This is a genomic window from Pseudoalteromonas sp. NJ631, from assembly GCF_000276645.1.
GTDB classification, from domain to species: domain Bacteria; phylum Pseudomonadota; class Gammaproteobacteria; order Enterobacterales; family Alteromonadaceae; genus Pseudoalteromonas; species Pseudoalteromonas piscicida.
The window spans coordinates 1-26299 of sequence record NZ_AKXJ01000007.1 but is presented as its reverse complement, the minus strand read 5'-3'; the positions used below and the strand labels follow the sequence as shown (position 1 = coordinate 26299).

Annotated in this window: 19 protein-coding genes and 1 pseudogene; 8 read left to right on the top strand and 12 right to left on the bottom strand. The window is 43.2% G+C overall.

The features are described 5' to 3' along the window. Positions 1–67: 67 nt before the first annotated feature. Complete coding sequence (locus A587_RS0113285; RefSeq protein ID WP_017217994.1) at positions 68–553, bottom strand: DUF2269 family protein; 486 nt, start codon at positions 551–553, stop codon at positions 68–70. Continuing rightward, positions 535–1194, bottom strand: a complete 660-nt coding sequence (locus A587_RS0113280) for a hypothetical protein (RefSeq protein WP_017217993.1) — start codon at positions 1192–1194, stop codon at positions 535–537. Before A587_RS0113280 ends, A587_RS0113285 begins: the two co-directional genes overlap by 19 nt. Positions 1195–1575: 381 nt before the next feature. Here A587_RS0113280 and A587_RS0113275 point away from each other — a divergent pair, with 381 nt between their 5' ends. Continuing rightward, positions 1576–1935 carry a DUF4870 domain-containing protein gene (locus A587_RS0113275; RefSeq protein WP_017217992.1) on the top strand — a complete coding sequence of 120 codons (360 nt, stop codon included), beginning with the start codon at positions 1576–1578 and terminating at the stop codon, positions 1933–1935. 181 nt (positions 1936–2116) lie between these two features. On the opposite strand, the gene A587_RS0113270 is transcribed toward A587_RS0113275, so the two are convergent. The 4 genes from A587_RS0113270 to A587_RS0113255 form a co-directional block, all read right to left on the bottom strand. Beyond that, positions 2117–3622: a SpoVR family protein gene (locus A587_RS0113270; protein WP_017217991.1), complete on the bottom strand. Its 1506-nt coding sequence runs from the start codon at positions 3620–3622 to the stop codon at positions 2117–2119. Between the two features lie 18 nt (positions 3623–3640). Continuing rightward, the gene (locus tag A587_RS0113265; protein ID WP_010606430.1) at positions 3641–4924 is read right to left on the bottom strand and encodes a YeaH/YhbH family protein; all 1284 of its coding nucleotides are present in this window, start codon (positions 4922–4924) and stop codon (positions 3641–3643) included. Between the two features lie 25 nt (positions 4925–4949). Beyond that, positions 4950–6872: a PrkA family serine protein kinase gene (locus A587_RS0113260; RefSeq protein WP_017217990.1), complete on the bottom strand. Its 1923-nt coding sequence runs from the start codon at positions 6870–6872 to the stop codon at positions 4950–4952. Positions 6873–7057: 185 nt separating this feature from the next. Further along, entirely contained in the window at positions 7058–7639 is a 582-nt protein-coding gene (locus A587_RS0113255; RefSeq protein ID WP_010375405.1) for a Fe-Mn family superoxide dismutase, read from the bottom strand. 386 nt (positions 7640–8025) lie between these two features. On the opposite strand from A587_RS0113255, the gene A587_RS0113250 reads away from it, so the two are divergent. From A587_RS0113250 to A587_RS0113235, 4 genes are all read left to right on the top strand, one after another. Beyond that, a complete protein-coding gene (locus A587_RS0113250; protein ID WP_010375406.1) occupies positions 8026–8370 on the top strand; it encodes a Grx4 family monothiol glutaredoxin in 345 nt (114 codons plus the stop codon). A gap of 612 nt (positions 8371–8982) precedes the next feature. Beyond that, a complete protein-coding gene (gene gltB, locus A587_RS0113245) occupies positions 8983–13440 on the top strand; it encodes a glutamate synthase large subunit (protein ID WP_017217988.1) in 4458 nt (1485 codons plus the stop codon). A gap of 9 nt (positions 13441–13449) precedes the next feature. Then, positions 13450–14865, top strand: coding sequence for an FAD-dependent oxidoreductase (locus A587_RS0113240; protein ID WP_017217987.1), 1416 nt, complete (start codon positions 13450–13452; stop codon positions 14863–14865). A 128-nt stretch (positions 14866–14993) separates the two neighbouring features. Next, positions 14994–15389 carry a DUF1801 domain-containing protein gene (locus A587_RS0113235; protein ID WP_017217986.1) on the top strand — a complete coding sequence of 132 codons (396 nt, stop codon included), beginning with the start codon at positions 14994–14996 and terminating at the stop codon, positions 15387–15389. Positions 15390–15417: 28 nt separating this feature from the next. On the opposite strand, the gene recN is transcribed toward A587_RS0113235, so the two are convergent. The 3 genes from recN to nadK form a co-directional block, all read right to left on the bottom strand. After that, complete coding sequence (gene recN / locus A587_RS0113230; RefSeq protein WP_010375416.1) at positions 15418–17094, bottom strand: DNA repair protein RecN; 1677 nt, start codon at positions 17092–17094, stop codon at positions 15418–15420. 95 nt (positions 17095–17189) lie between these two features. Next, positions 17190–17771 (bottom strand): hypothetical protein, encoded by a 582-nt coding sequence (locus A587_RS0113225; protein WP_017217985.1) that lies wholly within the window; start codon positions 17769–17771, stop codon positions 17190–17192. A gap of 62 nt (positions 17772–17833) precedes the next feature. Then, a complete protein-coding gene (gene nadK / locus A587_RS0113220) occupies positions 17834–18718 on the bottom strand; it encodes an NAD(+) kinase (RefSeq protein ID WP_017217984.1) in 885 nt (294 codons plus the stop codon). A 90-nt stretch (positions 18719–18808) separates the two neighbouring features. On the opposite strand from nadK, the gene A587_RS0113215 reads away from it, so the two are divergent. Continuing rightward, positions 18809–19744, top strand: coding sequence for an HrcA family transcriptional regulator (locus tag A587_RS0113215; protein WP_171039494.1), 936 nt, complete (start codon positions 18809–18811; stop codon positions 19742–19744). A 65-nt stretch (positions 19745–19809) separates the two neighbouring features. Continuing rightward, positions 19810–20421 carry a nucleotide exchange factor GrpE gene (grpE, locus tag A587_RS0113210; RefSeq protein WP_017217983.1) on the top strand — a complete coding sequence of 204 codons (612 nt, stop codon included), beginning with the start codon at positions 19810–19812 and terminating at the stop codon, positions 20419–20421. Between the two features lie 66 nt (positions 20422–20487). Here the strand turns inward: grpE and A587_RS0113205 are convergent, their stop codons facing one another. The 3 genes from A587_RS0113205 to A587_RS0113195 all read right to left on the bottom strand — a co-directional run bounded on the left by A587_RS0113205 (position 20488) and on the right by A587_RS0113195 (position 25235). Next, positions 20488–21528, bottom strand: a complete 1041-nt coding sequence (locus A587_RS0113205; protein WP_017217982.1) for a tetratricopeptide repeat protein — start codon at positions 21526–21528, stop codon at positions 20488–20490. 100 nt (positions 21529–21628) lie between these two features. Further along, positions 21629–22306 (bottom strand): substrate-binding periplasmic protein, encoded by a 678-nt coding sequence (locus tag A587_RS0113200; protein WP_017217981.1) that lies wholly within the window; start codon positions 22304–22306, stop codon positions 21629–21631. Positions 22307–22526: 220 nt separating this feature from the next. Then, positions 22527–25235 carry a CHASE domain-containing protein gene (locus A587_RS0113195; RefSeq protein ID WP_017217980.1) on the bottom strand — a complete coding sequence of 903 codons (2709 nt, stop codon included), beginning with the start codon at positions 25233–25235 and terminating at the stop codon, positions 22527–22529. Positions 25236–25377: 142 nt separating this feature from the next. On the opposite strand from A587_RS0113195, the pseudogene A587_RS24520 reads away from it, so the two are divergent. Next, positions 25378–26172: pseudogene (locus A587_RS24520) on the top strand (ISAs1 family transposase); the annotation flags it as partial. Between the last annotated feature and the right edge of the window lie 127 nt (positions 26173–26299).

Below are 26299 nucleotides of genomic sequence, written 5' to 3'. Positions count from 1 at the left end.
GTATCAGTGTGGAATGAACAGCGGTCTGTTAGAAAAATCAACTGTCTTGTTCTGTTATTTCTGCGAATTAAAGTGATAAAAGTGGCGTCTTACTTACCGCTAAATACATCACAATAACGGCTGAAACCGGTATGGTTAAGAGTGCAAGTTTAGTAAAAGGGCCGTGATAGAGCGCTAACCAGCGCAGTTGCTGAGCGCTTGCAATACCCAAATGGACACTTTTAGATGCCTTTGCTGCTAACCAATTTCCCAAGAAAATATCGACAATTTCTAATGGGACAATCACGAGACCGACCACCAGTAGCTTTTGCTGGAGCCATGGAGATGTAAACCATCCGGCTAAAAAAGCCATAGAAAAGCCTGTTAATAAGAGAACTATAAATGCCACATGTTCCAGTGTGACCATGAGAAAGAATACATGATCCACCTTCGCGGTCACCGGTCCTATATTTTCATTTTTTATTGCTTGTAACACAAGCCAAGCACCAAGGGCTGGGCCAAGCCAAAAAATCAAGGCACCTATGTGCACTAATTTTAAGATTGCGTATTCCATCTGGGCCTCAAAACTTGATGTGCAAAGATAATCATCCAAAGTGTACTAAGAGTCATACTTGATGCAGTAAATATCTCAGCAGCTTTAAGTTGACCAGCAGCGATAGATACAGACAGTAATAAACCTAAAATCCAAGCGGTGACCCCCCACACTGACACCCAGGTTTTAAATATACCTTGTTTAATGGCTAAACAGGTTAACGTAAGCCCTCCTAAATTATAAAGGCCATTACCTAAGTAACCAGTTAGATGGGTTGCAATATGCTCAAACAGTAAAAATACAGATTCTCCCATGGCTAAATGAACTACTTTTGGTAAAACAAAGGCATAAATCACTTCAGCAATTAGATCTGGGGCCACACCCAATGCGACTAATAGCAGGCCAACATGCTTTCTAAAGTCTGCTTTGAGCTCATCTGCTAAAATAACACTAAATACTAAAAGACCTAGTGCAGAGAACATCCAAGCTATCCAAGACCACTGCCACAATACTAAGTTTTCGGCAATAAACTCCATACGCATTATTACCGTGTTATCAAGAGGCAAGCCTGGACGCATCGGTCCATTCATTAAAAGACATGCGGCCGTAATTATTGCGGCAATCAGATAAACAACAACAAATTTGGTTTTGTATTGATCCATTGGTTTTACATCTGGATTGGAGTCCCATGATTCATCTTAAATCTATACCCAAAATTGGTAAAGCCTTAGTCTAAATAGACATTATTTACTTGGTGAAAATTGAATAACCCTTGTCTTTAAACTATAACGGTTAACCAGAGCTGGTATGCCCACGCTTATGCTCTCGATATCAAAAGGCTTGTAAATCATGGCTTATCTAGCTTTAATGGAGGTGTGGGGAGTTGAGTTCTCATTAGAGGTCTTTAGCCTATGAGTACTGCCTAAAAATGACTTTTATTCATTAACCTGAGATTTATTAGAAATACCCCTATAGACTTCAGTCAATATGAAACACCTGCTTGAAATGCGTAATCACTTACAACAATAAAAGGGAATGAAAAAATGAACGATAATGATGAATACTGGGGGATGCCGCTAAATACATACTGTATGTTATTGCATTTGAGCCAACTGGCGAGCTTTGTTGCTCCGGGGCTAGGGCTTGTATTACCAGTAGTTATGTGGGCAACGAATAAGGATAAAAGCGAAACGATCGATCAACACGGAAAAGCTACTATTAACTGGTTAATTAGCTTAATCATCTACTCCATAATTTGCGGTATTTTAGTTTTTGTTGCGGTTGGTATTTTAGGGTTCGTTGTTTTAGCTATTCTTAATGTTATATTTGCCATCATAGCCGCGATGAAAGCCAATAATGGGGAAGTATGGATTTATCCACTTAGCTTCAATTTCTTTAAGTAACCGGCACTTTGAATAGCGAAACTCTGCTGTTGGAAGTGTTCGCATTAGCAGTATTGAATTAAACAACACACCTCAGAGCGGCACAATATAGAAGTTGGAGCTAATTTAAGGCGCCTGAGTATGGGAAAGGAGTCACGGCAAATACAACCTGTTTGCCGGCTCCTAAGTCAAACTAACAGAGTTACGATTCACTTTCTTCTTCAGGGCATTGAGCTATCTGCTCGAGATTGCCATTTTCATCTACTTGTTCAAGTTTCACTCTAAATCCCCATAAGCGATAGAGGTGCTTTATCACTTCTTGCTTTGAAGCGGCAAGTGGGATCCCGCCTTGTGGTACATACCTTAGCGTAAGTGAGCGATCTCCCCGTACATCTACATCATAAACTTGAATATTAGGCTCATGGTTACTGAGGTTGTACTGCGCTGAAAGGGCGCTGCGAAGTTGTTGATAACCCATTTCATCGTGAATAGGGCCAACTTCCAAATGTGGAGATTTTTGTTTGTCGACAATCGTAAAAAGTTTAAAGTCGCGCATGAGCTTTGGAGATAAAAATTGGCTGATAAAGCTCTCGTCTTTAAAATTTTGCATTGCAAAATGCAATGTATCTAGCCAGTTGCTCCCCGCAAATTCCGGGAACCACTGTTTATCTTCTTCCGTTGGGTTTTCGCATATACGGCGAATATCGACCATCATATTAAAGCCAAGCGCATAGGGGTTTATCCCTGAATAAAATTTACTATTGTATGGCGGTTGATACACAACATTGGTATGACTTTGCAAAAACTCCAACATAAAGGAGTCACTTAGTTTTCCCTCGTCATATAAGTGGTTCAAAATAGTGTAATGCCAAAATGTAGCCCAGCCTTCATTCATGACTTGAGTTTGTCTTTGCGGGTAGAAGTACTGTGATACTTTACGCACAATACGGATAATTTCGCGTTGCCAAGAATCCAACAATGGGGCATTTTTCTCGATAAAATATAGAATATTTTCCTGAGGTTCTGACGGGAAACGAGCACGGTTGTCGGTTTCTTCATCTTCACCTTTAGGAATGGTTCGCCATAATTCATTAACTTGGGACTGCAAATAATCTTCCCGTTCTTTTTGCCGTTTTTGCTCCTCAAACATAGAGATCCGTTGCGGCCTTTTATATCGATCAACCCCATAATTCATTAACGCATGACAAGAGTCAATCAGGTTTTCTACCTCATCAATACCGTACTTTTCTTCACACTTGGCGACATAATTTTTAGCGAATACCAAGTAATCAATGATGGATGATGCATCTGTCCAGGTTTTAAATAGATAGTTACCTTTAAAGAAAGAATTATGACCATAGCACGCATGCGCCATCACCAGTGCCTGCATAGGCATGGTATTTTCTTCCATTAAGTACGCAATACAAGGATTAGAGTTAATCACAATCTCGTAGGCAAGACCCATTTGACCTCGTTTGTAGGTTTGCTCAGTCTGGATAAATTTTTTACCGTACGACCAATGTGCATAACCAATTGGCATGCCCACACTTGAGTAGGCATCCATCATCTGCTCTGCTGTGATCACCTCAATTTGATTTGGGTATGTGTCAAGTCTGTAATGCTCGGCTACACGAGCAATTTCCTGATGATAAGTATCAAGTAAATCAAAGGTCCAATCTGGACCATCGTCAATTGGCTGATATGTCATCGCGCAACCTCCCAAAAATTATGCCGCACTTTGCTTATTTTTGTTCTTCTTGAACAATTCTCTAAAGATAGGATAAATATCCTCTACGCCTCGAATGTGCTGCATAGCAAAGTTGTCAAATGAGTTGGCTACTCCTTGATACTCCCGCCACAGACTTTGGTGTGCACGGGTCGTTATCTCTATATACGCATAGTAGCGGACAATTTTAAGTAGTTTGTTAGAGAGTATCTGGGTGCATTGTGGAGAATCATCTGCCCAGTTATCGCCGTCAGAGGCTTGTGCGGCGTAAATATTCCAATCGCCTTGGGCATAACGCTCTTGAATGATTTCATCCATTAATTTCAGTGCACTTGAGACAATTGTGCCACCTGTCTCTTGCGAGTAGAAAAACTCTTGCTCGTCTACTTCTTTTGCTTGGGTATGATGGCGGATATAGACTACCTCAATATCTTTATAAGTGCGGGTTAAGAACTGATAGAGCAAAATATAAAAACGTTTTGCCATGTCTTTTGTAGCTTGATCCATTGAACCAGACACATCCATCAAGCAAAACATAACCGCTTTGCTGGTGGGGTGTGGACGCCTTTCGTAATTACGAAAGCGTAAATCGTAATTATCGATGAAAGGCACCGCGGCTATTTGCTCTTTTAGTACTTGGATCCGCAGTTCTATATCATTGATTTTCTGTTGAGGAGGAACCGGTTCAGCAAGCATATTCGCCAGCTCTTCTTCCAACTCCCTTAACTCTCGGCGTTTACTTGAGGTCATCGCAATACGGCGTGCCATTGAGCCTTTTAAACTGCGTACGATATCTAAGTTGCTAGGCATACCATCATTACAAAAGCCAGCTCGATGCGTTTTCATTTGCATTAATTTATCTAACTGGCTTTGTTGTAAGTTGGGTAACTCCAAGTCTTCAAACAATAGGTCTAAGTATTCGTCTTTTGAAATAGAGAATACAAAATCGTCTTGCCCTTCGCCTTGGTTACTTGCTTCGCCATCACCTGATCCACCACCTTGCCCAGAAGGAGGGCGCTGGATCCGATCGCCCGTTGAAAATTGATCGTTACCTGGGTGAATGAGCTCTCTGTCCCCCCCTTTTCCCTGATGGAAAGTGGGCTCGCTGATATCTCGTTGTGGGATAGAAATGCTTTCGCCACTGGAGATATCAGTCACACTACGTTTGTTGATGGCCTCTGAAACCGCTTTCTTTATCTGCTTCTTGTAGCGGCGGATAAAACGTTGGCGGTTCAGAGTGCTCTTATTTTTGCCGTTAAGACGGCGGTCAATAAAATGCGCCATATAACACCCTCTTCATACTAACAAGTTACTGTGACTTTCTAACTCTTAAATACCATTCTGAAAGTAGGCGAACTTGTTTTTGGGTATAGCCTTTATCAACCATACGATTGACAAAGTCCTCGTGCTTCTTCTGATCTTCGGCAGAGGTTTTTGCATTAAATGAAATTACAGGGAGTAAGTCTTCGGTATTAGAGAACATTTTCTTCTCGATAACCGTTCTTAGTTTTTCATAGCTGGTCCATACTGGATTGTCACCATTGTGATGGGCTCTTGCTCTTAAAACAAAGTTGACTATCTCGTTACGGAAATCTTTTGGATTGGAAATACCGGCTGGCTTTTCAATCTTTTCCAGCTCACCGTTAAGCGCGGCTCTATCAAACAGTTGACCTGTATCTGGGTCACGATATTCCTGATCTTGGATCCAAAAGTCTGCATAGGTAACATAGCGGTCGAAAATATTTTGGCCGTACTCAGAGTACGACTCAAGGTAAGCTGTTTGTAGTTCTTTACCAATAAACTCGACATATTGTGGGATTAGATACCCTTTTAGATGGCTTAGGTAGCGCTCTTGTACTTCAGCGTTAAATTGTTCGCGCTCAATTTGCTGCTCAAGTACATAGAACAAATGAACAGGGTTTGCTGCGACTTCACTATGGTCAAAGTTAAACACACGAGAGAGGATCTTAAAGGCAAAGCGAGTTGAAAGGCCGTTCATGCCTTCGTCAACGCCTGCATAATCTCTGTATTCTTGATAGGATTTAGCTTTTGGATCTGTGTCTTTTAAGCTTTCACCATCGTAAACCCGCATTTTTGAATAGATACTGGAGTTCTCTGGTTCTTTAATTCGAGACAGTGCTGAAAACTTCGCTAAAGTTTCTAAAGTGCCAGGCGCACAGGGGGCTTCCCTGAGTTCACTATTTTCAATAAGCTTCTCGTAAATTTTGACCTCTTCAGACACGCGTAAACAATAAGGCACTTTGACGATGTAAACACGGTCTAAAAATGCCTCGTTGTTTTTATTGTTCTTAAAGGTTTGCCATTCAGACTCGTTAGAGTGAGCGAGTATTAGGCCGCTAAATGGTAGGGCGGAAATACCCTCGGTACCATTGTAGTTGCCTTCTTGGGTTGCAGTTAGCAGCGGGTGTAGCACCTTAATGGGTGCTTTAAACATCTCGACAAATTCCATCAAACCTTGGTTCGCAAGACATAGCGCGCCAGAATACGCATAAGCATCAGGGTCATTTTGAGCGAAATGCTCAAGTTTACGAATATCAACTTTACCCACCAGCGCTGAGATATCTTGGTTGTTCTCATCCCCTGGCTCTGTTTTCGCGATAGCAATTTGATCAAGAATGGAAGGGTAACGTTTTACGACCTTAAATTGTGTAATATCTCCATTGTACTCATGTAAGCGTTTAGTTGCCCATGGAGACATTATCGTTTTAATATAGCGCCCAGGAATGCCGTACTCTTTTTCAAGTAGGTCGGCATCTTCTTGTGGGCTAAACAAGCAAAGCGGGTGGTCATTAACGGGTGAGCCTTTTAAAGAATAAACCGGCACCTTTTGCATCAAATACTTGAGCTTTTCTGCGATAGACGATTTACCACCACCTACCGGGCCGAGTAAATAGAGTACTTGTTTGCACTCTTCAAGCCCCTGTGCTGCATGTTTGAGATACGATACGATTTGTTCAATGGCATCCTCCATGCCGTAAAACTCATTGAAGGCAGGGTATCGAGCTATTACTCTATTCGAAAACAGCCTGCTAAGTCTGGCATCTTTCGACGTATCGATCATTTCTGGTTCGCCTATTGCCATCAGAAGTCGCTCAGGTGCGCTGGCATAGGCTGATTTGTCATTCTTACAAATTTCAAGAAATTCCGCGATGGTGTACTCTTCTTCTTGCGCGGCTTCATATCTGGCCTGATAATGTTCAAATATTGTCATAACGACCTCCAATAAGCTACTTGGTGTGGTTTGCGGATCACAGATTTGGAAAGGTTACTTAAAGCTTAGTCGTGATATGAAGAATACCCAAAAAAAACTAGATTTTTTATGTATTAATGTTGAGTTACAGGCATGAAAAAGGGCGCTTTTGCGCCCCATTGTTGCATCAATACTGATAGTTGATGTTAAGCTAGGTTGCTGTTAGCGAAATCCCAGTTAACAAGTGCCCAGAAACCTTTAAGGTAATCAGGACGAACATTACGGTAATCAATGTAGTAAGCGTGTTCCCACAGGTCAACTGTGATGATAGGGGTAACACCTTCTTCAGTCAGCGGAGTCGCTGCATTTGAAGTGTTAACGATATCTAGAGAGCCGTCAGCTAGTTGTACTAACCAAGTCCAGCTTGAGCCAAAGTTGTTAACTGCTTTGTCGTTGAAAGCTTCTTGGAATGCTGCGAATGAGCCCCATTTTGCATTAATTAGTTCAGCAACTTTACCTGTTGGTTCGCCACCTGCATTTGGCGCAAGGCTGTGCCAGTAGAAAGTGTGGTTCCAGATTTGAGCAGCATTGTTGAAAACACCACCTTCAGAGCTACATACGATCTCTTCTAGTGATTTACCTTCAAAGTCAGTACCTTCGATAAGACCGTTAAGCTTTACAACGTATGTGTTGTGGTGCTTACCGTGGTGGAATTCTAGCGTCTCTTGAGAAACGTGCGGCTCAAGAGCATTTAGTGCATAAGGTAGTGACGGTAGTTCAAATGCCATATTAATCTCCATTTTTTGGTTGATTTGCCAATAACGCATACGAAAGGTAGCTAACATCAGCCCACTTTTCTATACCATTGGCCTATATAGTGATACTATAATTCCTGACTATTTTACTCAAGTTTTGGCAAACAGCAATGCGTGCCAGTGACTTAATGACTTATAATACACATTCTTTGTGAACATATGCCTAATAGCAGTCAAAGTGTAGAACATCATGACAGGCGGTCATGCTTATTTTAGCCATGTATCCCGAGATTCTACCGCTGCTTAAAGCTTGGCATTATGAATGCAACAGGTGTTGTTAAAGTGAGTAGCAAGCTAAAACGCCGATGCTAAACTAAATATTGATTAGCATTGGACGAAACGTCATTTTGAGGTAACTAATGGAAACTATTGACAAGATTAAACAGCAGATCGAAGAAAATCCAATCATCCTATATATGAAAGGGTCGCCAAAACTCCCTAACTGTGGTTTCTCTTCGCAGGCATCTCAGGCTTTGATGGCGTGTGGTGAGCAGTTTGCTTATGTTGACATTTTATTAAATCCAGACATTCGTGCTGAACTACCGCATTATGCGAACTGGCCAACTTTCCCACAGCTTTGGGTCGAAGGTGAGTTAATCGGTGGTTGTGACATCATCATTGAGATGTTCCAAAAGGGTGAGCTTCAACCTCTTATTGCTGAAACAGCAGCTAAATATAAGAAAGACGAAGCAGCAGCGGAATAAGCTAACCGCTTATGGCAGAGTAGATACTCTGCCATGCTTTATTGTCTAAAAATCTTCTAATATCTTCCTACCTACTTTTCTTAGCAAGTCTTTTTGTCTGATGTTTGGTTGAAAACCAGAAGTTCATTGAATTTAAGGTATCGACACTTTCATTAACGCTATTCGCGTTTATCTAACTTAGAGCTACTCGCTTATTTTTATCAACTCAAGTTGACGTTAGCGTCAAGCTAAAAACGCTCTCTGTTTTGCATACCTATATAAACAGTGTAATCGAACGTGCTTCGATATTGAGTTCTATAAAATCCAAAAAGTGAATAATTATTCATTTTTACCTTGGTTTACGTTTACGTAAACGTTTGCTTTTGGTTGTGTCTCGTTGCATTTTTATTGGTGTGATACCGGTGTCATTTTGCAAATTTATATTCACTATTTTCAAAGTGGCAAATTTATTACGATTTTGGCTAACTTGTCTTACCAATGAGAAATATTCAAGTTTATGAATATGTATTCATATTTGTGTTGACTCTACTTTCAATCAAGGCTAATTTTGAATATCTGCCAGCATTTCGTCGTACCGTCATGGGCTGGCCGTTGTAGCAAGGGGAGGAGTCTATGTTATACGACTCAAAATTAGAAAAAGATAACTGTGGATTTGGCTTGATTGCGCATGTAAGCGGTCAGCCGAGTCACAAACTGATCCGTACAGCAATCACAGGTTTGGACCGCATGCAGCACCGAGGTGGTATTTCTGCAGATGGTAAAACCGGTGATGGTTGCGGTCTGTTATTACAAAAGCCGGATAGTTTTTTCCGCGCCGTCGCAGCTGAAAACGATTGGCATGTAGGCAAAAACTATGCGGTAGGTATGCTATTTTTAAATCAGGACTATGAGCTTGCAGCTGCGGCTGAAAAAGTGATCAGTGAAGAATTAGAAAAAGAAACACTGACGCTCATAGGTTGGCGTGAAGTACCCACCGATCCATCTATGCTTGGTCCTATTGCTAAAGCACAATTACCGCAGTTTAAACAGGTTTTTGTCGGTGCTCCAGAAGGGTGGCGTCCTAAAGATTTAGAGCGTCGTCTATATATAGCAAGACGACGCATAGAAAAGCGTTTAGAACAAGATGAGCAGTTTTATATTTGTAGTTTGTCCGGTTTAGTGACTATCTACAAAGGCTTAATGATGCCGGCGGATCTACCGAATTTTTATACGGATCTTGCTGATATGCGGATGACCAGTGCGATTTGCGTATTCCATCAACGCTTTTCAACCAATACACAGCCTCGATGGCCGTTGGCGCAACCATTCCGCTATTTAGCTCACAATGGTGAGATCAATACCATTGAAGGTAACCGTCAGTGGGCGAGGGCACGTGCTTACAAGTTCGCGTCACCTTTATTACCAGATTTGCAAAATGCGGCACCGTTTGTCAATGAAACGGGTTCTGACTCGTCTAGTTTAGATAACATGCTAGAGCTATTTTTAGCTGGTGGCATGGACTTATTCCGCGCTATGCGTATGTTAGTACCACCTGCATGGCAAAAAAATCGTGCCATGGATGAAGACCTACGCGCATTCTATGACTTTAACTCCATGCATATGGAACCGTGGGATGGCCCTGCTGGCATCGTTATGTCTGATGGGCGCTTTGCTGCCTGTAATTTGGACCGTAATGGTCTTCGTCCTGCTCGTTATGTGATCACACAAGACGGCTTTATTACGCTTGCCTCAGAGGTGGGTATCTGGGATTACGCGCCAGATGAAGTTATCGAAAAAGGTCGCGTGGGTCCAGGTGAATTACTGGTGGTTGATACTTTACATGGCAAGATTTGGCAGTCCGATGAAATCGATCAAGATTTGAAATCCAGACATCCATACAAAACTTGGCTTGAGCAAAACGTTAAGCGTTTAACGCCATTTGAAGCACTAGATGAAAAAGCGGCTGGTAAGCGCGATCTTGACGATGAAACCTTGTTGACCTATCAGAAGCAGTTTGGCTATACCAACGAAGAGCTCGACCAAGTGATCCGTGTGATGGGTGAAAATGGCCAAGAAGCAACTGGTTCAATGGGTGACGATACGCCATTTGCAGTGCTATCTGAAGGACACCGTTCAATATTTGACTACTTCCGCCAGAAGTTTGCTCAGGTCACGAACCCGCCAATCGATCCGTTACGAGAAAATCATGTAATGTCACTGGCGACTTGTATTGGTCGTGAGCAAAACGTTTTCAACGAAACCACAGGTCATGCTAAACGTTTACAGTTTGCCTCGCCGGTACTGACTTATTCTGATATGCAGCAGCTATTAACAGCCGATGATGACCATTACTGTGCGTGCAAAATTTCATTGATTTACGATATTCAAGAGTCATTGCAAGATGCAATCAAGCGCATTTGTGATGAAGCGGTTGCAAAAGCAGGCTCTGGATGCGTGATGTTAGTGCTCAGTGACCGAGAAATTGCTGCCGGTACACAAGTCATCCCAGCGGCGATGGCCGTGGGGGCAGTACAAAGGCGACTAGTGGATGGCAACCTGCGCTGCGATACCAATATTTTGGTTGAAACAGGTAGCGTGAGAGATCCGCACCAGTTTGCTGTTCTGTTAGGTTTTGGCGCAACAGCGATTTATCCTTATCTAGCCTACGAAACCCTTGTTGCAATGTGTGATAAGAAGATCATTAAAAAGTCTTACCGCGAGGTGACTCTGTCTTATCGCGGCGCGATTAACAAAGGTTTATATAAAATCATGTCGAAGATGGGGATCAGCACCATTGCTTCCTATCGTTGTTCGATGTTGTTTGAAGCCGTCGGTTTATCCGATGAGGTGGTTGAATTGTGCTTTAAAGGGGTTGCAAACCGTATTAAAGGTGCGTGTTTTGACGACTTTGCCTTGGAGCAACAACAACTCAATAAATTGGCATTTAGCAAGCGTAAACTACTATCACACGGTGGATTATTAAAGTATGTGCATGGTGGTGAATACCATGCATATAACCCAGATGTCGTGCAAACTTTGCAGACCGCAGTTCGTTCGGGTAACTATCAAGACTACGTTAAATACGCGGAGCTGGTAAATAACCGTCCAATTACGAATCTGCGAGACATGCTTAAGCTTAATACGGCGCAACAAGCAATCGACATCAACGATGTTGAGCCTGCGACTGAGCTATACAAACGTTTTGATTCGGCAGCGATGAGTATCGGGGCTTTATCACCAGAGGCACATGAGGCGTTAGCGATTGCAATGAATCGCCTCGGTGGCTGCTCTAACTCTGGTGAGGGTGGTGAGGATAAGCTACGTTTTGGTACAGAAAAAAATTCGCGTATTAAGCAAGTTGCTTCTGGCCGATTTGGTGTGACACCACATTATTTGCGTTCAGCCGACGTTATTCAAATCAAAGTTGCGCAAGGGGCAAAACCGGGCGAGGGTGGTCAGCTGCCGGGTGAAAAAGTCACCCCTTACATCGCGAAGCTACGCTATTCGGTTCCTGGTGTCACTTTGATTTCGCCGCCGCCGCATCACGATATTTATTCGATTGAAGACTTAGCTCAGCTTATTTTTGACCTCAAACAGGTCAACCCTGAAGCGATGATCTCGGTCAAGCTGGTTTCAGAACCCGGTGTCGGCACGATTGCGACTGGTGTTGCTAAAGCGTATGCCGATCTCATTACCATTGCCGGTTATGACGGTGGTACTGGGGCGAGTCCGCTGACATCAGTAAAGTATGCAGGTAGCCCTTGGGAGCTTGGCCTTGCTGAAACGCAACAGGCGCTGGTTGAAAATGGTCTACGCCACCGCATTCGATTGCAAACAGATGGCGGCTTAAAAACCGGCTTAGATATTATTAAAGCAGCAATTTTGGGTGCTGAGAGCTTTGGCTTTGGCACAGGCCCTATGGTTGCGCTTGGCTGTAAATACCTGCGGATCTGTCACCTTAATAACTGTGCAACCGGTGTTGCGACGCAAGATGATACGTTGCGTCAAAAGCATTATCACGGATTGCCAGAAATGGCGATGAACTACTTTAAGTTTATTGCACAAGAGGCTCGTGAACTGATGGCGGCTTTGGGAGTCACAAAACTCACCGATTTGATTGGGAGAACGGATTTACTTGAAGCCATTGAGGGTAATACTGCGAAGCAGAAAAAGCTCGACTTAAGTCCGCTGTTAGCGAAGCCGAACAATCCGTCAAATGAAGCGCTGTATTGCACCCATACTAATCCATCACATTACAGTGGTGCGTTAAACGAAAGCTTACTAGCGAAAGCTAAGACGGCAATCGATGAAATGACGGGTATCTCGTTGGTGAGTCGTATTGCCAATACGGATCGCTCTATTGGTGCAATGCTGTCTGGTTATATCGCCAGCAAGCATGGTAACCAAGGTATGGCAGCAGATCCAATTGCACTCGAGTTACATGGTACTGCAGGGCAATCGTTTGGGGTGTGGAACGCGGGTGGCCTTGAAATGACATTAGTCGGTGATGCTAACGATTATGTTGGTAAAGGGATGGCTGGTGGAAAGCTAGTGGTGCGTCCTCCTGTCGGCTCAAGCTTTGCCTCTCATCAGGCGGCTATCATCGGTAATACTTGTTTGTATGGCGCGACCGGCGGCAAGCTGTTTGCAGCAGGTCGAGCTGGCGAGCGCTTTGCTGTGCGTAACTCGGGTGTACAAGCGGTTGTTGAAGGGCTTGGCGATAATGGCTGCGAATACATGACGGGAGGTGTGGTGTGTGTGCTTGGTCAAGTTGGCGTTAACTTTGGCGCAGGCATGACCGGTGGTTTTGCCTATATACTTGATGAAGAAAATGATTTTGATAAGCGGATCAACCCTGAGCTGGTCGAGCTGGTAGATCTCAAAGCGCTGGCATCGCACCAAGAGCATCTACGCGGTTTAATTGCAGAGCATTTAGATTTAACGAGCTCAACCCGAGCTGAGCAGATCTTAGCTAACTTTGAGTTGTATTTGCCAATGTTTAAATTGGTAAAGCCAAAGTCGAGTGATTTAAACAGTTTACTTGGCCACCGAGCGCGTAGTAGCGCTGAGCTGAGAATTCAGGCGCAGTAGGAGAGAGCAATGAGCGAGAACGTTTACCAATTTATCGATGTACAACGTGTAGATCCGCGCAAAAAGCCTATTTCTACGCGTAAGCAATCTTTTGTTGAAATTTATGAGCCTTTTTCTGAGCAGCAAGTTCATTCGCAGTCTGATCGTTGTTTAGATTGTGGTAACCCGTATTGTGAATGGAAGTGTCCAGTTCACAACTATATTCCGCAATGGCTCAAACTTATTCGTACGGGCAGAATCATTGAGGCAGCGGAGCTGTCTCACCGTACCAATAGTTTGCCTGAAGTGTGTGGCCGAGTTTGTCCGCAAGATAGGCTTTGTGAGGGGTCGTGTACGCTGAACGAAGAGTTTGGTGCAGTGACTATAGGAAATATTGAAAAATATATTACTGATACGGCGTTTGCACAGGGCTGGAAGCCTGATCTTTCTTACGTTACTTGGACCGATAAGAAAGTCGCAATCATAGGCGCGGGTCCGGCAGGACTTGGCTGTGCGGATATTCTAGTGCGAAATGGCGTGCGCCCTGTGGTGTATGATCGCAACCCTGAAATTGGCGGTTTGCTGACCTTTGGGATCCCGTCATTCAAGTTAGAAAAATCGGTAATGGAAAACCGTCGCGAGATTTTCACCGAAATGGGCGTTGAGTTTAAACTCAATACCGAGGTTGGTCGTGATGTTTCAATGGATGAGTTATTGTCGCAATACGACGCCGTATTCTTAGGTGTGGGGACGTACCAAAGCATGAAAGGTAATCTTGCAAATGAAGATGCCGATGGTGTTTATGATGCGCTACCATTTTTGATTGGTAACACCAACCGAGTTATGGGCTATGACGAAAGTCAGCATAACTATGTGAACATGGCTGGTAAGCGTGTGGTGGTACTAGGTGGTGGGGACACAGCGATGGACTGTGTTAGAACGTCAGTCAGACAAAATGCGCAATCCGTGATCTGTGCTTATCGTCGTGACGAAGAAAACATGCCAGGCTCAGTTCGAGAAGTTAAAAATGCCAAAGAAGAAGGGGTTGAATTTAGATTCAATTTACAGCCAGTTGGTATTGAGGTCGACAGCTCAGGCAAAGTCACGGGCGTTAAAATGGTGAAAACCCAATTAGGTGAACCCGACAAAAATGGTCGCCGTAGTGCTGAAACCGTGGAAGGCTCTGAGCATACACTAGAAGCCGACGCGGTGATCATGGCATTCGGCTTTAAGCCACACAACCTTGATTGGTTAGCACAATACGATGTTGCAATAAATCACTGGGGCGGCATTGTTGCGCCAGAAAAAGGCGCATTTACACATCAAACAAGTAATCCAAAGATCTTTGCCGGTGGTGACGCCGTACGAGGTTCTGATTTAGTGGTGACGGCGATTTTTGAAGGCCGCAACGCCGCTGAAGGCATTTTGGATTATTTAGAAGTTTAACGCTTTTATCGTTCACAAACCCCAACTACATTCGTTGTAGCTGGGGTTTTTTTATTTGAATTTTGCGTAGTTAACCGCTAACTTAATTTCACTCAACATGTATTTATCAATAATATTAAGGAAAGATCATGAATGAAACAATAAACTCAGGCGCTGATGCGGTAACCGCAAAAATAGCGAGTGTAAACGATTGGCGTGCAGTGGTATTGCAGCAGATCAGAAGTCTGATCCTAAGTGTTGATGAAGATGTAGAAGAAGATATCAAATGGCGTAAGCCAAGCAACCCAACAGGTGTGCCCGTCTGGTCAAAAGCTGGCATGATCTGCACGGGCGAAGTTTACAAAGATAAGGTCAAACTTACTTTTGCATATGGCGCAAAGTTTGAAGATGAACACGAGTTATTCAATAGTGGCTTTGCTGGTAACACTAGACGGGCGATTGATATAAAACAGCAGGACACCATCAATGAAGCCCATTTTTGTTCATTGATCCGCGCAGCAATTCGGTATAACGCTGCGCGTTAATCAACAGGTGCAATCAGCCTGATAACAGTTAAGCACTTTGTACTTGTAATAATTCCTTTGCACTCGCTCTTGTCGTGTCACTTATTTTATCCCCACCAATTAACCTTGCTATTTCATCAATGCGTTGGCTTTCTGCCATTGGGGTCATTTTGGTAAAGGTTTCGCCATGTTCTACCCGTTTTGCGACAAAGAACTGGTTGTGACCACTGCATGCCACTTGCGGTAAATGGGTAACGCAAATAACTTGCGTGGACTGACCAAGCTGGCGTAGCAATTTACCTACGGTTGCAGCCGTTGGACCTGATATACCAACATCAACCTCATCGAAAATCAAAGTGGGTGTCGTAACACGTGTTGCGATAATCACTTGAATGGCTAAGCTTATTCGAGATAGCTCACCACCTGAGGCAACTTTGCCCATCGGTTGTAAAGGTTGTCCTGGGTTAGTAGAGACGTAAAATTCAATGTGGTCATATCCAAGAGGGCTCGGTTTAGCGCCAAGATTAGGCGTTAACTGGATCTCAAATTGACCATCACCCATCGCAAGCTCTTTCATACTTGCCGAAATACGTTCGTTAAGAGATGCACTGGCTTGCTGGCGGCTTTGACTTAATCCTAGTGCAGCTTGGTTATAAGCGTTGATGGCTTCAGCAATTTCTTCCTCTAGTGCATCCAGTCGTGCAGAATCAGAGCTAATAGACTCAAGCTCGTGTTGCAGTGCTTGATGGTGCTGATATAGCAATTCAGGCTGAACTTGATGCTTTCTAGCTAAATCTAGAGCTTGAGAGAGTCTATCTTCCAACTCTTGTAATCGCATAGGATCTTGTTCTACTGAATCAGAATAGCTGCGGATCTCTCTACTTGCTTCTTCCACTTGTACTGCTGCCTCTTCTAGCACTTGCGCAATATTCTCGAGAGTTTTGTCAAAACTGGTGAGTTCAGAGAACACTTGCGCACTTTGTTGTAGTTGCGATAGCACAGTCTGCTCGTCATTTTCATAAAGGCGAGAGAGCTCACGGTGGCATTGTTCTAAAATGGTTTGACTATGGCTTAGGCGCGAATGTTCGGTCTCAATATCTTCATATTCGCCTTCCTGTAAGGCAAACTCGTCAAGCTCCGCTACTTGGTACTCAAGAAGTTGTTTTTTTGCGGCTTGTGCCTGTTGTGACTTTTGAAGTTCGGCATATTCTTTTTGCAGTTTATGGTAGTGATTGTATTGTCCCTTAACTGCTTGTAACAAAGTCGTGTGGCTAGCGTAGGCATCAAGCAAGTGCAGTTGATACTCTGGCTTTAGCAGTAGCTGATGGGCATGCTGCCCATGAATTGCAATAAGATGTTGCCCAAGCTCCTTTTGCTGGCCTGCAGTAACAGGGGAGCCATTGATGTAGCTTTTACTACGCCCACTTTTACTAATAACACGACGAAGAATACATTCATTCTCTTCGTTATCTAGCATATGCTCTGTTAGAAAGCGTTTGGCAGCAGGGAGATTTGAAACATCAAACTGAGCAGAGATATCCGCCTTATCGGTACCTGGACGAATAGCAGAGGGATCAGCACGCTCACCGAGACATAAAGAAAGCGCATCAATTGCAATGGACTTACCCGCGCCTGTTTCACCTGTAATTGCGGTCATGCCGCAATGCCAGTCAATATTTAGCGCACTAACAATAGCAAAATTTTGAACATTTAAAGCTAAAAGCATACTGTACACCCCAACAGAGAATTACTGTTAATTTATACAGTATTTTGTTGTTTAGCAACTCAAATCAAAAAATTTTACTAAAAATAATAGCAAGATTAACCAACAGCATGCTCTTTTACTAAAGCTGCTGCTTGCATTTGTTGGTTGGATGGCTCTGAGCTACTTAGTTCTGGTGAGTCTAATACATCTTCATCTTGTTGTATTGCTGGCGTATCAGGTGTTTGAATGCGTGCAATGAGAGCTGGAAGCATCTCGCGATAGAAGTCACGATTATAGGCAATGCCTGCCGTAGGTAATTCGGCAACAAAATATTGTAATTGCTCAGCAAGCAAATCCATATTGCCATTTGAGCGGCACTTATTAAGCTCGTTTGTCACTGAATAGATAAATAACTCGGACACTTTTTCCAGTTGCGCCAAGTTCTCTTCCGAGTGGGTTTGAACGACAAAAAAGTTGCCAACAATTGCATTGATCTGCGGTGCGTATTTTGGCCTTAAAATCTTCGCTTCGACGAATTCAGCAACTTTAAGTTTAAAGTTGCTGCTAATCACTTTTAAACGATCATTAAAGGCTTTTTTTTCCGCTTCACGGGCTTTTCTTCTATTGTTTTCAATCACTAAATACACAGAAAGTATAGTGATAAGCAGCGCCAATGTGAAAAATACAACGTAAGCCATTTTATTGTTATTTACCTAAATTAGAAAATTTAACCAAGGTTATTTTGCGTAACTTTGTGGACTTAGTAAAGCCTACTGCCCCAATTTAATTTCTGTCTAAGAACATTGTAGTAGGAGTAGCATTTGGGATGTATCAATCTTAGTCTTTTCTCCGCTTTTTTGATGATAACTTCGTCACCGGGTAGCACTGCCAGTACAACATGACTGTCACAACTCACTTGTAAGCTGTCGGTGTTTTCTAGACTTAACTTAAGTTTTACTTCTTTTTCTGCATCCACCACTAAAGGTCTGCTAGATAAAGTATGCGGAAACATAGGCACCAGTGAAATAGCGTCGAGTTCCGGGGTTAAAATAGGCCCGCCACCCGAAAGCGAGTAAGCGGTTGACCCCGTTGGTGTCGAGACAATTAAACCGTCTGAGCGCTGAGAAAATACAAAGTCGTCATCGATAAAAGCCTCAAATTCAATCATATGCGCAACTTTATCAGCGTGTAATACGGCTTCGTTCATTGCTAAATTTGCGCTTTTAAGTTGGTGATGTCGGTATACTGCCACCTCCAACAGAAATCTCGATTCTTCAATAAATTGGCCACTCAACACCGCTTCTAGCTGCGCTTCAAAGCCTTCGGGGTTCAAATCTGTCAAAAAGCCTAAGTTACCGCGGTTAACTCCAATCACGGCGACATCAAAACGAGCAAGTACTCTTGCTGCACCAAGCATGTTACCGTCACCACCAACAACAATAGCAAGGTCGCAACGTTTACCTAGTTCAACTAACTCGACAACAGCGTCTTCGTCTAACGACTTTATTTGCTCCGCAACGCGATCTTCTACGAGTACTTCATATCCTAATGCTTGCAAAAATGTGTAGAGTCGTTGTAAGGTCGTCCCCGCGCCTTCGTGGTTGGGTTTGCCAATTAAGCCGATGGTGTTAAACGTGGTCGTCATTCAGTCATTTGTCCTTGGTATCTTTGTTGCAAGATTATATTAAAAGCGTAGTGCTTGAAACTGGCAATTGACACCCATATTAAAATAATTATGAAACTAAATCCCAGAGATGAACAAATTCTGTGTGCGGTCATGCGCCATTATTGTAATGGTGAAGGGCAGCCTGTTGCATCCAGCAAAATAGCAAAGCAGGACGGCCTTGCTATTTGTTCTGCAACCGTACGCAATGCAATGGCAAGACTTGAAAATCAAGGCTTATTGTATTCGCCGCACACGTCAGCTGGCCGCGTGCCCACCGACCAAGGTGTAAAATTCTGGCTACAGGAGTTTTTTCCTCTGGCTGATGTGGCCGTTCATTGGCAACCAGATCAATCCGCAATAGTCTCTTTTGCCCATTTATTGAGCCAAAACTTTCAGGTCTGTTGCTGCGTGGGATTACCACAAGTTAGCAGCAAACAAATGTTCCGTGTGGAAGTACTCGATTTTGATCGTAAAAATTGGCTGGTCCTACTGTTAGACAGAGCGGGGCAATCACACAATATTTGTATTGATAAACCCGTAGATGACTCCGACGCGTTGCGTTACCAGTTCGCGGCTTGGATGAATACTGTATTCAGTCAACAAACTTTAGTTGAAGGGTTGCACCGAATGCGCGCCATGGCACACAGTGCACCGCCGAGTTGTCATCATATTTTGGCCCAGTGGACTAAGCAGTTAAGTCAGCAATTAGGCTCAGATAATGCAATTGTTGTCGGTGAGCGCTACTTATATAACCGCTTAGAGTTGGATAGAGAGATTAATCTTGGCGTCGGATTTTTAGACCAAGTTGAAGACCGCTTAGCGTTTAAAGACGGCGTATCCGTGTTACTTGGCGAAGAGCTAAGCATGCTCGGTTTACATCGCGTAGTGGTGCTCAGTGTGCCGTATTTCTCCAAAGGAGAATATCAAAGTCGCTTTTGCGTCATTTGTCCTGCGGATTCAAAGATCGAAGCCATCTTGTCAGAATTCAAAAAATTGCCGCAATAAAGGGTTGAAACTCTCATTTCAATCCCCATAATTACCGCAGTTGTAAAGAATCGGAGAATCATCACATGTCTGAGCAGACAAAAGCCCCAGAGCAAGAGCTTGAACAAACACAAGCGGAAGCAGAAGTTGTAGAAGCGCAAGCAGAACAACAAACGCAGGAAGAGCAGGCAGAAAATGCGGGTGAGTTGAGCCCAGAAGAAGAAATCGCTGGTCTGTATGCTGAGCTTGAAACCGCTAAGCAAACTATCGACTCACAAAAAGATAGCGTTGTTCGCGCCGCTGCTGAGCTTGAAAATGTTCGTCGCCGTGCCGCGCAGGACGTTGAAAAAGCACACAAATTCGCACTAGAAAAGTTCTCAAACGAATTACTACCTGTAATCGATAACCTAGAGCGTGCGATTGAGTTTTCTGACAAAGAAAACGAAACGCTAAAGCCTGTGCTTGAAGGTATCGATATGACTATCAAGGCATTTGCCGATGCCCTAGCTAAATTCGGTGTTGAAGCGGTAAATCCACAGGGTGAAACATTTAACCCAGAGCTACACCAAGCAATGTCAATTCAGCCGAGCAATGATGTATCACCAAATACAGTGCTTGCTGTGATGCAAAAAGGTTATACCTTAAACGGCCGTCTATTGCGCCCTGCAATGGTGATGGTGTCTAAGGCTGCTGAATAAGCAAATCCAATTTGAAAAAGCCGCTCATTGAGCGGCTTTTTTGCGTTTAGGAACGAGTGTATTCGCTTACCAACTACACTGTTTCACTTTATCAAACCAAGGACTGGAAAAAGACTTGGCTGTGATGGGGAGGGGGGCAGTGACTTCGACGCCTAATTCTTTTGCTAAATATCTATGTACTAGCAGTTTTACTTTATCGCTTTCTAACTGGGTATATGCCAGTTGTAACGCTTGCTTAGTGTTTTGGTTGGGCATTTCTCCTTCGAGTTGTTTATAACGCGCCTCAAGCCATTGTAGCCAAGCTTGTTTTGATTCGTTTGGAAAAGCTGTAGTTAGGGTAGATGTGGGCCCTTGTAAACGTTCGTAGTTGACGATTTGCTTTTGAATAAGAAAGACAAACATCAAGTTAATGCCCGCTGAGATTTGACCCGAGCGTTTATCAACAGCTTGATAACCCAACAGGGCATGACGAAAATACTGCTCGGCTTCAAATATTCGGCCTTGATCAAGCGCGAGGCTACCTAAGTTGCTTTCGATCATCGCAAGTACTGGGGTTTGTTTTAACTCCTCAGCCAATTTGCGTGCCTTGGCATACAATGTTCTCGCTTTTTGATAGTCATCTTGGTTGCGGGCAACTAGCGCCATACTGTTAGTCAGCGTAAGCCGTTGGCGGTCATTTTCTGCATATTTGTAGGCACACTTGAGGCTAGTATCAGCATCATCAAGGTACTCCTGTCGGCGTAACCAAATCCCAAGTGCGCTTAAAATGGTAGGGAGGTTTGCTTTAAAAAACATGTCATCTGGATACAAAAAGGCCGCGTTTATTGAGGTATAGAGCCTATCTACTTTATTTGTTGGTACAGAGGCACGAGCGCTCAGCAAATGCCACTGAATAAATAACGGCACAGGTACATCTTGCAGCTGTTCTAAACTGTCGAGAATAGTCAGTGATTGTGCAGGGTTAACCGTTAAATAGTCGCTGGCCTCATCTAGCTTACTTTCAAAATATGAAAAGTCTTTCGCCAACGCGTGTTGGCAAAAATAAAATGTACAAGTTACAAAGAGTAAAAACCGAACCAAGCAAACCCCAACCACATTTTGGCGCATCTAATAACTGTAGTCGGCAGTAACAAATAGTTCCAAATCAATTACGATAAACAGCATTATACAAAGATAAGCAACAATTTAGAGGTCGCCTCTTTAGTTATCAATGGGGAGCGGAAACTTGATGAAAAGAAAACAAATTGCTGAGTTCGCTTTGGTGCAATTCAATTAGCCGATTGATGTTTTCAAGATCTAAAGTAGTTAAACTGACTTTGCTAAGCATATAGCTAACAGGTGTTTTATTTGCATCGACACCTGAATAGATAACATCGGTATACTTTTTGGTTTGAATAAAGTATTCGCCCGCGAGCTTATCTTCAACAACATAGTCAACTCGCTGTTTACGCAACATTTTAAAGCGACGAGCGGCGTTGGGCAGGTGTACCAGCTGATCGTTATAAAAGTCTTGGATCAGTTTTTCAAAGGCAATACCGTAATAGCTGCCAGCATTCAGTGCAAATGTGTTTCCTGCAAGGATCAACGACTCAACTTCGCCGCCAATTTTTGGTTTGTCTTTATGTTGGAATAATGACATGACTTCTTGGCGGTAAGGTGTAGTAAAGTACGCAAACTTAGCTCTCGTTGCGGTTTTGGTCGCGGCCACCACTAAGTCTACTTTGCCTGTTTTTAGCTCCGTTAGCATTCTTGATGAGGTGGGATAAAATACATATTTCAAGCAATAAGATGAATCGTTAAACAAGGTATTTAGCGCATTAATTTCTATACCAGAGACATTACCTCCGCTGCGAGAAATATAGGGAGGCCACTGCGTTTCATTCATACCTACTCGTAGTGTTTTGCTACATTTCGCTAAAGTTTCAAAAGCCAAAAATGTGATGAGTAAACAAAGTAAAAGCGATCTAGAACATTTCATGGCGTAAATCTCTGAGTGTTATATGGAGCGTGCTTACATTATCAGCAAAAAAAGACTGGTACACGTGTTTTGTTAAACGATTAAGAATATTTAATGTATCCTCAAAGTTTTTTTGCTTCTTAATTTATTATTGTACATTGCGGCTGTGTGCGAGCACTGTAGCTATGGTATTGATAAGTTCAAGCTGCTCTATGGGTTTGGCAACATAACCATCAAATCCGACGCGCTCGTACAAGGCTTTGTCTTCCGGAAAAGCATTTGCAGTTAATGCGATGATGGGGATATTGGGATCCTTCCTTTTGAGTCGTTTGCAAGCCTCAACGCCATCCATCTCAGGCATTTGAATGTCCATGAGTATTAAGTCGGGTTTACTTAGCTCGAATTGTTCAATCGACTCTTTACCGTTATTTGCAATCGCAATATCACCATTGGCTTTACTGATCATAGAGCGAACTACCAGCTGATTCACTGGATTATCCTCAGCTAGCAATATGGATGTGCCGCTCAAGTCAGCTGCTTTTAGCTGGTCGCCTTTTGGTTGTTCTGACGTAACCTCAGACTTTTGCATGGGCAGTTCGATGCTAAATAGGCTGCCTTCGCCAACGGTACTTTCTACTTTAATTGTGCCGCCCATCAAGTCAATTAAAGAGCGGGTAATGGAAAGACCAAGCCCCGTACCACCAAATTTTCTGGTGGTGGACTTATCTGCCTGCTCAAATCGTGAAAAGAGCTTTTGAATTGTGGCTTCGGTCATCCCTATGCCAGTGTCGGCAACGGTAATAAGCATACCTGAATCATTTTGAAGTGGTTTTATATGGGTAATGATACTGCCCGTTTCAGTAAACTTAATGGAATTAGACAATAGGTTAAGCAACACTTGCCTGACTCTGACCTCATCCCCAAGCCAAAATTTATGCTCAAGTTCAACGTGGATCTTAAGCTTTAATCCCTTGTTTTTTGCCAACACTAAGAAGTCTGAGCGTAGATGTTCAACCAACACCTCAATATTAAATGGCCGTTCTTCAAGCTCAATTCTACCGGCTTCAATTTTAGAGAAATCCAAAATATCGTTAATGATAGTGTTAAGTGCCTTAACTGAGTAGGTGGCCTTCTCAAGCAGATTAGTGGCAGTGCTGTTAAGTGGCTCCGACTTTAATAGTTGTAATGTGCCGTATAAGCCGTTCATGGGGGTTCGTATTTCATGACTCATATTCGCCAAAAAGACGGCTTTAGCCTTGGCTGCTTGCTCAGCTGCTTCTTTGGCGTGCGAGAGTTCTCGCTCGTGCTTGAGCTGCTCTGTGAGGTCTAATGCAATACCCAAAAATCCATCAATGTTGCCGCGTTCGTCGGTCAATGTCGTTACATTTAACTTAATTTGAACGTATTGATTTTGCTTAGTAACGTAAGTCCATCGGCTAGTATCTATCACACCTTGTTTGGCTTTGGCGACAAAGACTTCAAATCCAGGTTCAATGACTCTGCCAAGCTCTTCCGTTAACGCTTTTGCTCTTGCAACGACCTCTTCTTCAAGATGGAAAATGGCGGGAGATGATTTACCAATGAGTTCATCTTTTTTGTACCCTAACAGACGTTCAGCTGCGGGGTTAAACTGGGTAATGATACCGTCAGGATCGGTGGCAACAATGGCATAACCCGAACCTTCAACAATACTGGTGTGAAGTTGGCTGTATTTTACGATTTCTTTAGTTCGTGCTTTGACTTCCTGCTCTAATGAAGAGTTCAGTTTAGCAAGAGATTGTGCTCTTTCTTCTTCGGCTGCTAGCTTTTCCTTTTCTGCTAAGCGCTGACGTGTAAAGCTTAAAAGCAAAATATAAGTGATGATTGCCAATAGCGTAGAAACCAGCAGAGCAACCTGTAAAATGGTATTAGGAGAGACGAGATTGAGTGAACGGATAAATTGTGGAGTTGGCCAAATTTTTACTTCCCAAGAGCGACCAAACAAGGTGACCTGCTTGGCCACTGAGTTATCTAACTCTTTAACCTCTTCTTTTAGCACCTGATAAAAAGGTATGGTTTCATCGTTATTGGTTACATCGGAAATTTGAATCGAAACATCTTGTCGAAAAGACAGCAAAGTCGACAGGATTTCATCGATAAGTAACGGGGAATAAGTCCAACCAACTAAGTTATCTAAGCGATTTTCTTCATTTTCCGCCATACCAATAGAGGTATAAATCGGGGCGAGGATCAAAAAACCGTATTTAATTTTATTATCGGCTTGCACTAAGGTAATTGGAGCGGTAAGTCTCGGTTCATTGGCAGTAGCAGCTTCTATCGCCGCCGTTCGACGACTAGCTTCAGAGCCAATGTCCAAACCGACGGCTTGGTCATTATTTACTTCAGGCTCAATATACTGGATAATAAATTTGCTAGTGTCATGTGGGTTTAGCGTTTTGATAGAGAATGCTCTGTCGGTACGCTCAGCTTGTGCTTGTTGCACAAAACTGCTTACGCTACCAACGGGGACATATTTGATGATCCCAACGCCACGAGCTCCAGAATATTCCGCTTGGAAATCAAATGAGCTGATATAACGCTGCATAGCCTGATAGTCAAAACTGTGCTGTTGGTTTGCATAAATTGCAGTACGAAGCCCCAAAATACCGTACCAATACAGTGTAACGCGCTCGTTCACCCCCTCAGTCACATGGTCAAGCCGTGAGGCAAGTGCCGTCGCTACCTTTTCAGCATGATGCTCTTTTTCTTGCTCGTATAACACCAGCCCGTAAAGCATACTGCCAACTAACACGAGTAGTGCAGCAACAAGTGGCAAAAATCGGCTCTGGCGAACTGTGTGAGCATTCGCTAACGACACGCTATATTCCTTACGCTTTAAATCTAACCAATATGTTAGTCCAGATAGCATTGAATTGATAGTGATTACGGTGAGGTGACAATGCTGAATTTATGCCTAAATTGGCCCATGAAAGACATATTATGAATTGTTATTTGGATAAATTGTACTCGACGGCAAAGTACTGCGTGGTTCGTATCGCGGCGATAAAAAGACGGCATTACAACTTGTTACTGCATACGATACAGAGTCAGGGTTAGTACTGCCACAACAGTCCACTGAAACCAAGCAAGGCGAGATAAATGTTGTGCGGCAATTGCTTGAAGTGCTTGATATTGAGGGCTGTGTTATCACAGTGGATGCGCTACATTGTCAACGGCAAACACTTGAAATGATCGCTGCGAAAAAAGCCGATGTTGTGGTGCAGGTTAAAAAGAATCAGCCCAAGCTATATAAGGCTGTAACCGATCAATTTCAACGCGTATTCGATGCTGGCAAAGAGCAAGTCGTAACCGAGGTAAAGCAGCAAGCACATGATCGCACAGAGACGCGGATAGTGTATCAACTCAAGCCAAAATTAGACGAAGCGTTAGCGGTGAGTTGGCCGACAATTCGCAGCATCATCGCGGTAGAACGACATAGAACCTGCGGCGGTAAAATCAGTATTGATACCAGCTACTACGTCAGCTCAATGTCACCAAAAAATAAGATGCTAGGCCGCTAAATCCGTCAACACTGGCGTATAGAGAACTGTCAGCACTATGTACTAGATGTTGTCTTTAAAGAGGATTCATCAAGAATTTGTCTCGATGGTGCGGTGGAAAATATGGCCCTATTCAGGCGTTTTGTAGTAAATATGCTCAAGCAGTGTGAATGCGGCTTACCGAGTCAACGGAGCAAATTGAAAACCGCTGGCTGGAGCGACAAATTTAGGGCACTGGTGTTCTTTGGCTTATAAGTAATCAAAGTATGCTCCTCCCCTGTGGTATGTACTAACCCATTAGGAGAATAAAATGAGACTAATTAACCTGAGATCTGTATAAGAACTAAAGCCGAGTAACCTTTATGCTCGGTTTCTTTGCTTG